Origin of the sequence: Arsenophonus endosymbiont of Bemisia tabaci Q2, from assembly GCF_902713415.1 — a bacterium.
GTDB lineage: Bacteria > Pseudomonadota > Gammaproteobacteria > Enterobacterales > Enterobacteriaceae > Arsenophonus.
This window is the reverse complement of sequence record NZ_CACTIE010000136.1, coordinates 1-8,681: the sequence shown is the minus strand read 5'-3', so window position 1 is coordinate 8,681 and position 8,681 is coordinate 1. Positions and strand designations below refer to the sequence as shown.

Genomic DNA, 8,681 nt, shown 5'->3' with positions numbered 1-8,681 from the left:
GTATCTTGATATCCCATCTCTGTCATTCGGTGCCTTACCGCCGCTCCGCCAGAACGATAAGTCAGATTTAATTGCCTTTCCCTTAAGCCAATGGATGTTGGTGTCATAATTTCATAAGTTTCTCGATTCTTTAGTACACCATCTTGATGGATACCTGAAGAAAGTGAGAAAACATTACTGCCAACGATCGCTTTATTAGCAGAGATAGGGGCATTACATAACTTGCTGACTAATTGGCTGGTACGGTAAATTTCTTGATGATTAATATTTGTTGTGACGGCTAATATTTTTTGGCGCACTTTAATTGCCATTGCCATAATAATTTCTTCTAAGGCACAGTTGCCAGCGCGTTCTCCTAAACCATTAATCGTTCCTTCTACTTATCGAGCACCGGCTTGAATTGCAGTAATAAAATTGGCTACCGCCATACCTAAATCATTATGACAGTGGATCGAAATAATGGCTTTATCGATGTTTGGTAGTCGATTAAAAAGATCTTTAATAATATTTGCCAAATTAAAAAGGGATAGTGTAACCGACAGTATCAGGGATATTAATCGTTGTTGCACCGGCACTGATTGCTGTTTCCACGATCCGGCATAAATTATCGGGATCAGTGCGCCCAGCATTTTCACAGGAAAATTCTATTTCATCAGTATTATGTTTAGTTCATCATCGGTTAGGCCGGTCGATATTTTGATAATTTGCCGATTAACACCATTAGCAAATAGTTGCTTTGCCAGTTCGCAAGTAGCTTCTTGACGACCTTTTTCTAGACTCTAGTTAACCCCATCTTGTCTGCCTAGCTGGTAGCCTTCTTGCTTTGCGTAGCTGGATCCCCTCTGTACGGCCTTTAGCTTCAAGCTGTTCTGCAATCATCATAAAATCCTCCCGGTAAGTTGGTGCTTTTCCCGAAAGGGTGCGTATGAATCCCCTCGCCGTCAATCGTATTTCCTGCTTTAGCTATATAATATAATAAACTCTTGCATTGTTCTTTGGAATACTGCCATTTTTCTATTAGAGTAGCTAACTCTACAGCAAGTTCCAACATATCTAGCGTTCTGATATGCTTTTTTACCAATTGCAGGAGCTCTACTCGGCGGTGCGTCAGAATTTCCTCATCCAGTATCGTGGTAATATCAACCAGCGGAAAGGCTTGCCTGTAGACTGATTCTGCCAGTTCAGGGTCAGCAAAACAGTCTAGGAAATCCGTGCTATAAAGGATAAGGTGAGGTAGCACCGTGATAGAACAACACGGAGATCACTACCGGCAATGTGTCGTTTCCTTGCTCAATACGCCTCTGCATGGCTGCTACACTGTACCGTAGAAGCCTAAATGCCATTAGCTTTTCAGGGTGGCTCTTGTGCTCGACTACTGTGTATATATAACCTTTCCCCGCATTCGTCTGTACAGAGTAGAGGATATCTGAACATTGGGTGCGCAAATCGTCTTCGATAAAGCTACCAGATTCCATTGCAAGAGTGCTGAAATCGCGGAGCGCTCCCGAAGATGAGGTGGCAAATGTACTTCCAGAAAGTCCCGAGCTACAGCAATATCGCCAAGGAACTTTTTGAATAGCGAGTCATGTTGGGATAGTGATGATTTTGTCATGGGTGTAGTATATCGCGTTAAGGGGATAGTCTACCATTGAAATTACTGAACCTTTAATAAGCAGGATCGCTTTTGATGAGTATGACTAACAGCTATTTAGCATGGACCGAGTTTTTTAATTTAGTAAACTGTTGATTGTTGAATTAGAATTATTTTAGCTGCATAATGCACACAAACAAATAATTACATCAAAATATAACTATGTGTGGTTACTATGACTGCTGGCGGGCATTTCATCTTTGCTTTAGCAAGCGCTATTTTTGTGAAGAAATTGGAGTTATCAGCAGAATTAGCTCAAGGGAACTGGTGGCATATTATTATTGGCGGAATTGGCGGAATATTAACCTGCCTGCTGCCAGACATCGATCACCCTAAGTCTTTTTTTTGCCAACGATTAAATTGGCTTTCGATTCCCATTGCAAAAGTGTTCGGTCATAGAGTCATTACTCACAGTTTTCTGGCTATTGTAGGGTGCAGCATATTTTTTTCTTCAGACTTATTGTCACGAATTATCATTCGTATACCGGTAGATTTTGTCCATGCCATGGTAGTTGGTTATATTAGCCACGTTGTGGCTGATATGTTAACACCAGCAGGAATACCGTTACTATGGCCATATCGTCGACGTTTCTGTATGCCAACATTGAACCCCACTAAATATCCTAAGTGGGAACGAATATTTTGTGTATTGGTACTAGTATGTGCTGTTCTGTATCCCTTTGACATATTAATAAGTAATAAATTATGGGTTACTGATTTTATACAGAATATATGGAAATTAGCATGTAACAATTTTATTTAAAACTAAATTTTACATAAAATATTGCTTTTAAGTGATCAAGTTCATATCTGTGATATCTAACGCATCTGAGTCATAAATTGATATCAATTACATAGCCTCAAGCTGGATATTACGGGTTTCGCGAGCAAAAAGATAAACAATAGAACCAATAAAAAAATAAACACAAATATGAGGAAGGGTACGAACACAAAATTTTCAGAAAAATTTTTGCCATCGATGAGACCGCCGAGAAAAACAGGACTAATAATTTTAGCTGTAGAACCTACACCATACCAAGTCTAAGACAGGTCGAGTGTACCTGATTAGAAAACATTTCTCCACCAAATACACTATCGCCAAACATCATCATATAGATAAACGATTTAATTTTGATTACACTATATTGAGCCCGAACAAAATATCTGTGTCGCATCCGAGCGCTCTTTTTTTGCATTTAGCTTGTGCCCATTTATGTTCAATTGGATTAAGATCTGGCGAATAGGTAGGCAAATATTCCACCATATGCCCCATATCGATGATGACTTATTGAATACTCTGTTTCTTGTGAAAAGTTGCATTATCCATACCAAATAAAGATAAATACACAAGAGTAATCGAGGTGCAAGGATATTTTGAATCTTGATATAATCACATTCCAAAATTAGACGATTGGGTATCAGAGTTCATTAAAGAATTGGAATCTTCACGGCAACAAATTCACATAAACACGATGATCAGGTTGATACCGTAGTTATGGCAGTCAAATGATTTGATTGCAAATCCAAAGTCTTTTCCCTGGATACCTTGTAGAAAAAAAATAGATATTATTTTATGCACAAATAACATTAAAAAAATAAATAATTTATTAAAAATAAAATAATTGAGATGTTTTAATAAAATCAAATTAATTTTTATGCACATGATTATGTGCGCTTTTTTTATTTAACCCCCTTGTTTTTGATAATGTCGGTCTATCCCAACAAAGGTACGTAAGGTCCCACAGAATGAAAATTAGAATTTAGCGCTGTAAAATGTTCTTTCTGAGTTCTTTTATCCGGTCAGTTGGAAAATATCGGTAGAAGGCAGTCCGACCGATTTTAAGCTCATCGATGACATCACCTATGAAGGGTAATTTCTTTCTGCGTCTTTGAGCATGGCTTCAGCATATTTGATGCTTTGCTCATTCATTGCTTTTGGTCGTCCACACCCGGTCTCCCAATGTTTGCGCCAGCTTGTGACCTGCGAGGTATTTTCGACGATCAGCTCCCGCTGGAATTCATCAAAGAAATATCCTTTCATTAAGGAGGGAAATTTGTTTGCTACATTTAGAAAAAATCACCGAAAAAACTCGCCGATGGCGGATTGGATAATCTGAAGTGTGAGGTGAATGGGATAGGGGTGTCCACCACCACATTACCGTCCAGTTTTGCTGCACTTAGCATAACAGGTGCAGGCTATTTTGAAACCGACAAAGGCTTGGCGTGGCCCTATGAGCGTGTGTCGATCGTGCGAAAATACATTAACAAGACATCAGGCGACTGTATTAAGCACTGGCGTACTGTGCGTTTTACGGGCGATGATGAAGAACGAACCGAACAACTGAATGATGTGTTCACAAGCGAAGAAAAGCGTCTTAACATCAAAAAGCACGCAGAACTGGCGTTAAAACTGGCTTCGCTCTACGGCGGTAGTTTGTTATAACTCAGCGACTTAATTTTGATTACAAAATATATGTTTTTCTCCAATATAAATTTACTGATATAGCTAAGCGACTTAATTTTGATGACATTATTTGTATGAGCTATTCAATTGATTTTAGATGTAAAGTGATATTTACGATGGAAGAAGAAGGCTTGAGTATCCGAGAAACAGCGAAGCATCTCTCATCAATTCTGCATTTGTATCAACAAGTGCTAGATTTCAACAAAATAGAGCCAAAAACATCGACTACGCGTCGGCGAAAAATCGATAAATCCGAGTTGATAAAAGATATTGAATATAATATCCAGATGCTTACCAAAAAGAGCGTGCAGAGCGTTTTGGCGTTTGTCAGAAGGCCATTTGGCAAGTTCTTAAAAAATGGGATTGACCTATAAAAAACTCTACGTCATCCGAAAGCCGACGAAAACACTCGACAAACGTTTCAACAAAAAAACAGACAGTATGAAAAAGAAGGCAAGCATATTGTTTTTATTGATGAAAGTGGTTTTTCACACGATACCCCGCGGACTCACAGCTATTCCCCGAAAGGTCAACGGTGTCTTGGTCTCAAGAACTGGGGAGCTAAAGCAAAAAAAATGTTATCGGCGCTTTATTGGGCACAACGCTGTTTGCTATCGGATTATTTGATATCAATATTAACAGCGATGTTTTCTATGCATGGGTCACCGAAGTTCTTATCGATGCGGGGGCATATGGTGGAATATTTGCCTACCTATTCGCCAGTTCTTAATCCAATTGAACATAAATGGGCACAAGCTAAATGCAAAAAAAGAGCGCTCGGATGCGAAACAGATATTTTGTTCGCACTCAATATCGTGTAATCAAAATTAAGTCACTTAGCTATAATAAATAATCAAGTAGTCAATTTTAATCCCTCTTTCCCGCTTAATCTGTTTTAGGTTACCTAACACTTAAATATTTACTAAACAAACCAACATCTCCCTAATAAAATTTTGATTAAGTTTAACCGCGATTTTATCTATCGGAAAATCAATGAAACTAAGCAAATAACACTTAATTATCTTAATATGACAGAACTATAACGATGTATTAACTCTGAATGGTTTAGGTCAATTATTTTCGTTAACAATTTAATGTGGTGGTCAGTTTTAGTTGGTCATAAAACGCTAAATAAATTGAAAAATATGAAACCCCACACGAAAATAAACCAATAAAGAAGATAACGTATTAAAACCATTAGTTATGGTAGGTTAATGATATGTATGGATATTTTTAAAAATACTGGCGACATCTGCCATTTTGTCCCAGGTTACTGATCGCGTTTGAAATTGGTAATAAAAATGAAAATTCTTAATTCTTAATTCTTAATTCTTAATTCTTAATTCTTAATTCTTAATTCTTAATTCTTAATTCTTAATTCTTAATTCTTAATTCTTAATTCTTAGAGGTTGTAACGCGACAACCTAAAAACCGCTAACATCTAATACACTTCCCTGCGCAAGCAAGGTTTGAAAGAGCTTGATATCGTCGGTTGACTGGGTAAATACAAAAGAAGCGTTGAAATACCAGATTGTCTCGATTTGCTGACCATTACCGTACTTGCGACGCTATAAGTTCACTTAACTGAGCATATATCTGATTGATAGCAATTTTTACTACTGAGCAAAAGTAATAACCAGCTGCTGCTTACTATAGCTAAGCGACTTAATTTTGATGACGTTATTTATATGAGCTATTCAATTGATTTTAGATGTAAAGTGATATTTACGATGGAAGAAGAAGGCTTGAGTATCCGAGAAACAGCGAAGCAATTTCGGATTGGCTCTGCATCTGTATGGCGTTGGATTAATCAAATAGAGCCAAAAGCACATCGACTACGCGTCAGCGAAAAATCGATAAATTCGAGTTGATAAAAGATGTTGAACAATATCGAGATGCTTACGAAAAAGAGCGTGCAGAGCGTTTTGGCGTTTGTCAGAAAGCCATTTGGCAAGCTCTTAAAAAATGGGATTGACCTATAAAAAAAACTCTACGTCATCCGAAAGCCGACGAAAACACTCGACAAACGTTTCAACAAAAAAAAGACAGTATGAAAAAGAAGGCAAGCATATTGTTTTTATTGATGAAAGTGGTTTTTCACACGATACCCCGCGGACTCACGGCTATTCCCCGAAAGGCCAACGGTGTCTTGGTCTCAAGAACTGGGGAGCTAAAGCAAAAAAAATGTTATCGGCGCTTTATTGGGCACAATGCTGTTTGTTATCGATTATTTATCATTATATCAGTGATAGCTAGATAAATACCCAAGTCCTTATCCCAGTACTCCTAAAAAACAGTGTAATCATGATGGATAATGCAACTTTTCACAAGAAAAAGAGTATTCAACAAGTCATCATCGATGCGGGTATATGGTGGAATATTTGCCTACCTATTCGTCAGATCTTAATCCAATTGAACATAAATGGGCATTGCCGTCGCAAAAAAGAGCGCTCGAGGCGACACAGATATTTTGTTCGCACTCAATATGGTATTATCAAAATTAAGTCGCTTAGCTATACTGCTCGCTACCTATGGTGGCGGTGGTACAACCGGTGCTGTGCCCAAAACCATATTTACTTCTTTAAATCAACCTCAAAATTGAAAGTTTCTACGGGGCGTCTATTGCATCAGGAAATAGTAATTTTGCTGAAACTTACGCTATAGCAGGTATTGTTATTCGCTAAATGCCAAGTGATAGCTAAGCGACTTAATTTTGATGATACCCATATTGAGTGCGAACAAAATATCTGTGCCGCCTCCCGAGCGCCTTTTTTGCATTTAGCTTTGTGCCCATTTATGTTCAATTGATTTCAAGATCTGACGAATAGGTAGGCAAATATTCCACCATAGCGCCCTGCATCGATGAGCGACTTGTTGAATACTCTGTTCTTGTGAAAAGTTGCATTATCCATCATGATTACACTGTTTTTAGAAGTACTGGGATAAGGACTTGGGTGACCCATGCATAGAAAAACATCGCTGTTAATTGTTGATATTAAATAATCCGGAGAAAAATAGTATTGTGCCTAATGCGCCGATATTTTTTCTTCTCTTTAAGCCTTCGAGTTCTTTTGAGATCAACATGACTGTTGGATTTTGGAATAGCCTTGAGTCCGCGGTAGTCAGGGCCCCATTTTCATCAATAAAAATAATATGCCTGCCCCTTTCATACCATTTCATACCATTTCATACCATACTGTTTGTTGAACAGCATCGAGCAGCTGTCGGCTGGATGCCGAGTTTATAGGTCCTATGGCATTGCCAAATGGCCTTCGACAACGTTAAACGCTCTGCACGCCATGAATGGATTGATTTGAACGATCTGAACGATAGCTAGATGTAGAGGCCATCTGAAGCCGTTAGCTTCGGATATTAACTCTACCATTAAATATCACTTTACGTCTAAAATCAATTGAATAGCTCATATAAATAATGTCATCAAAATTAAGTCGCTTAGCTATAACTGGTTTTTGTCATTAGACCCTGTTGCTGACGCCCATCCGTTAGATAAGTCGCGCCAATACCCTTTATAGATTGAAGTAAACAGGTACATGTAGGGTAAAGTTAAATGCCAGCAACGCTGTTCTAAACTATAGCTAAGCGTCTTAATTTTGATGACATTATTTATATGAGCCATTCACTGATTTTAGACGTAAAGATATTTACGATGAAGAAGAAGGGTTGAGTATCCGAGGAAACAGCGAAGCAATTTCTGGATTGGCTCTGCATCTGTATCGGGCTGGATTAATCAACAGAGCCAAAAGCATCGACTACACGTCAGCGAAAAAATCGATAAATCCGAGTTTACAAAAGATGCTGAACAATATCCAGATAAAGCTACTAAAAAAAGCGTGCAGAGCGTTTTGGCTTAGAAGCCATATTTGGCAAGCTCTTAAAAAAATGGGATTGACCTATAAAACTCTACGTCATCCGGAAAGCTGACGAAAACACTGACAAACGTTTCAACAAAAACAACAGTGGCGAAAAAAGAAGGCAAGCATATTTTTTATTGATGAAAGTGGAGCCAGATGGATACCCCTGGGCGGACTCACGGCTATTCCCCGGAAAGGTCAACGGTGTCTTGGTCTCAAGAACTGAGGAGATAAAGGAAGAACAAATGTTATCGGCGCTTTATTGGGTACAACGCTGTTTGCTATCGGATTATTTGATATCAATATCAGCGATGCTTATGTATGGGTCACCTGGTGCCTTTATCTCAGCATTCCTAAACAGTAACATGATATACGACCTTTCACAAGAAACAGAGTATTTCCCGATTAACAGTATCGATGCAGCATATGGCGGAAGTTCAGGCCTATACCGCCAGACGCATCCACTAACATTGCTTCAAATGCAAAAAAAGAGTGCTCGGATGCGACACAGATATTTTTTTCTCACTCAATATGGTGTAATCAAAATTAAGTCGCTTAGCTATAAAGAGCAGTTAACACCCCTAAACGCTGCCTATTCGCTTTTGTTCAAATTTCTAGCTTTATAGCTAAGCGTCTTAATTTTGATTACAAAAATATATGTTTTTCTCCAATATAAATTTACTGATATAGAGTA

The 8,681-nt window shown here is 38.3% G+C and carries 13 protein-coding genes and 3 pseudogenes; 10 read left to right on the top strand and 6 right to left on the bottom strand.

Annotation, left to right across the window (positions count from 1 at the left end; all coding sequences use genetic code 11):
- Nucleotides 1-657, bottom strand: a pseudogene (locus tag ARSQ2_RS07695) (homocitrate synthase/isopropylmalate synthase family protein); the annotation flags it as partial.
- Nucleotides 645-1,612 (bottom strand): annotated as a pseudogene (locus tag ARSQ2_RS07690) (Rpn family recombination-promoting nuclease/putative transposase). The pseudogenes ARSQ2_RS07695 and ARSQ2_RS07690, both read right to left, overlap by 13 nt.
- 214 nt (nucleotides 1,613-1,826) lie before the next feature.
- Here ARSQ2_RS07690 and ARSQ2_RS07685 point away from each other — a divergent pair.
- Nucleotides 1,827-2,414 (top strand): metal-dependent hydrolase, encoded by a 588-nt coding sequence (locus ARSQ2_RS07685; protein WP_181994934.1) that lies wholly within the window; start codon nucleotides 1,827-1,829, stop codon nucleotides 2,412-2,414.
- Between the two features lie 262 nt (nucleotides 2,415-2,676).
- Here the strand turns inward: ARSQ2_RS07685 and ARSQ2_RS07680 are convergent, their stop codons facing one another.
- The 3 genes from ARSQ2_RS07680 to ARSQ2_RS11970 all read right to left on the bottom strand — a co-directional run bounded on the left by ARSQ2_RS07680 (nucleotide 2,677) and on the right by ARSQ2_RS11970 (nucleotide 3,692).
- On the bottom strand, nucleotides 2,677-2,847 hold the full coding sequence (locus tag ARSQ2_RS07680; RefSeq protein ID WP_181994933.1) for a hypothetical protein: 171 nt from the start codon (nucleotides 2,845-2,847) through the stop codon (nucleotides 2,677-2,679).
- Nucleotides 2,787-2,924 carry a transposase gene (locus ARSQ2_RS07675; protein ID WP_202880399.1) on the bottom strand — a complete coding sequence of 46 codons (138 nt, stop codon included), beginning with the start codon at nucleotides 2,922-2,924 and terminating at the stop codon, nucleotides 2,787-2,789. Before ARSQ2_RS07675 ends, ARSQ2_RS07680 begins: the two co-directional genes overlap by 61 nt.
- A 588-nt stretch (nucleotides 2,925-3,512) precedes the next feature.
- Entirely contained in the window at nucleotides 3,513-3,692 is a 180-nt protein-coding gene (locus ARSQ2_RS11970) for a hypothetical protein (RefSeq protein ID WP_202880398.1), read from the bottom strand.
- A gap of 63 nt (nucleotides 3,693-3,755) precedes the next feature.
- Here ARSQ2_RS11970 and ARSQ2_RS07665 point away from each other — a divergent pair, with 63 nt between their 5' ends.
- From ARSQ2_RS07665 to ARSQ2_RS07635, 7 genes and pseudogenes are all read left to right on the top strand, one after another.
- Nucleotides 3,756-4,094, top strand: a complete 339-nt coding sequence (locus ARSQ2_RS07665; RefSeq protein ID WP_181994932.1) for an anti-CBASS protein Acb1 family protein — start codon at nucleotides 3,756-3,758, stop codon at nucleotides 4,092-4,094.
- Between the two features lie 95 nt (nucleotides 4,095-4,189).
- The gene (locus ARSQ2_RS07660; protein ID WP_181994931.1) at nucleotides 4,190-4,489 is read left to right on the top strand and encodes an IS630 transposase-related protein; all 300 of its coding nucleotides are present in this window, start codon (nucleotides 4,190-4,192) and stop codon (nucleotides 4,487-4,489) included.
- Nucleotides 4,473-4,742 (top strand): hypothetical protein, encoded by a 270-nt coding sequence (locus ARSQ2_RS12910; RefSeq protein ID WP_238334391.1) that lies wholly within the window; start codon nucleotides 4,473-4,475, stop codon nucleotides 4,740-4,742. Before ARSQ2_RS07660 ends, ARSQ2_RS12910 begins: the two co-directional genes overlap by 17 nt.
- The gene (locus ARSQ2_RS07655; RefSeq protein WP_238334390.1) at nucleotides 4,691-4,936 is read left to right on the top strand and encodes a transposase; all 246 of its coding nucleotides are present in this window, start codon (nucleotides 4,691-4,693) and stop codon (nucleotides 4,934-4,936) included. Before ARSQ2_RS12910 ends, ARSQ2_RS07655 begins: the two co-directional genes overlap by 52 nt.
- Before the next feature lie 867 nt (nucleotides 4,937-5,803).
- Nucleotides 5,804-6,090 (top strand): annotated as a pseudogene (locus ARSQ2_RS14850) (IS630 transposase-related protein).
- Nucleotides 6,091-6,165: 75 nt separating this feature from the next.
- Complete coding sequence (locus ARSQ2_RS07640) at nucleotides 6,166-6,375, top strand: hypothetical protein (RefSeq protein ID WP_181994929.1); 210 nt, start codon at nucleotides 6,166-6,168, stop codon at nucleotides 6,373-6,375.
- Between the two features lie 44 nt (nucleotides 6,376-6,419).
- On the top strand, nucleotides 6,420-6,779 hold the full coding sequence (locus ARSQ2_RS07635) for a hypothetical protein (RefSeq protein ID WP_181994928.1): 360 nt from the start codon (nucleotides 6,420-6,422) through the stop codon (nucleotides 6,777-6,779).
- A gap of 146 nt (nucleotides 6,780-6,925) precedes the next feature.
- Here the strand turns inward: ARSQ2_RS07635 and ARSQ2_RS07630 are convergent, their stop codons facing one another.
- A complete protein-coding gene (locus ARSQ2_RS07630) occupies nucleotides 6,926-7,078 on the bottom strand; it encodes a hypothetical protein (RefSeq protein ID WP_181994927.1) in 153 nt (50 codons plus the stop codon).
- Between the two features lie 754 nt (nucleotides 7,079-7,832).
- On the opposite strand from ARSQ2_RS07630, the gene ARSQ2_RS07625 reads away from it, so the two are divergent.
- Nucleotides 7,833-8,057, top strand: coding sequence for a hypothetical protein (locus ARSQ2_RS07625; protein ID WP_181994926.1), 225 nt, complete (start codon nucleotides 7,833-7,835; stop codon nucleotides 8,055-8,057).
- 67 nt (nucleotides 8,058-8,124) lie between these two features.
- Nucleotides 8,125-8,613 (top strand): hypothetical protein, encoded by a 489-nt coding sequence (locus tag ARSQ2_RS07620; protein ID WP_181994925.1) that lies wholly within the window; start codon nucleotides 8,125-8,127, stop codon nucleotides 8,611-8,613.
- The last annotated feature ends 68 nt before the right edge of the window (nucleotides 8,614-8,681 follow it).

Bases quoted from the DNA above. Each gene is read 5' to 3' on its own strand.
- ARSQ2_RS07635 (WP_181994928.1), top strand. From the start codon at position 6,420: ATGATGGATAATGCAACTTTTCACAAGAAAAAGAGTATTCAACAAGTC.
- ARSQ2_RS07675 (WP_202880399.1), bottom strand. From the start codon at position 2,924: ATGGGGCATATGGTGGAATATTTGCCTACCTATTCGCCAGATCTTAAT.
- ARSQ2_RS07630 (WP_181994927.1), bottom strand. From the start codon at position 7,078: ATGGGTCACCCAAGTCCTTATCCCAGTACTTCTAAAAACAGTGTAATC.
- ARSQ2_RS07685 (WP_181994934.1), top strand. From the start codon at position 1,827: ATGACTGCTGGCGGGCATTTCATCTTTGCTTTAGCAAGCGCTATTTTT.
- ARSQ2_RS07640 (WP_181994929.1), top strand. From the start codon at position 6,166: ATGAAAAAGAAGGCAAGCATATTGTTTTTATTGATGAAAGTGGTTTTT.
- ARSQ2_RS07655 (WP_238334390.1), top strand. From the start codon at position 4,691: ATGTTATCGGCGCTTTATTGGGCACAACGCTGTTTGCTATCGGATTAT.
- ARSQ2_RS07660 (WP_181994931.1), top strand. From the start codon at position 4,190: ATGAGCTATTCAATTGATTTTAGATGTAAAGTGATATTTACGATGGAA.
- ARSQ2_RS11970 (WP_202880398.1), bottom strand. From the start codon at position 3,692: ATGAAAGGATATTTCTTTGATGAATTCCAGCGGGAGCTGATCGTCGAA.
- ARSQ2_RS07680 (WP_181994933.1), bottom strand. From the start codon at position 2,847: ATGCAAAAAAAGAGCGCTCGGATGCGACACAGATATTTTGTTCGGGCT.
- ARSQ2_RS12910 (WP_238334391.1), top strand. From the start codon at position 4,473: ATGGGATTGACCTATAAAAAACTCTACGTCATCCGAAAGCCGACGAAA.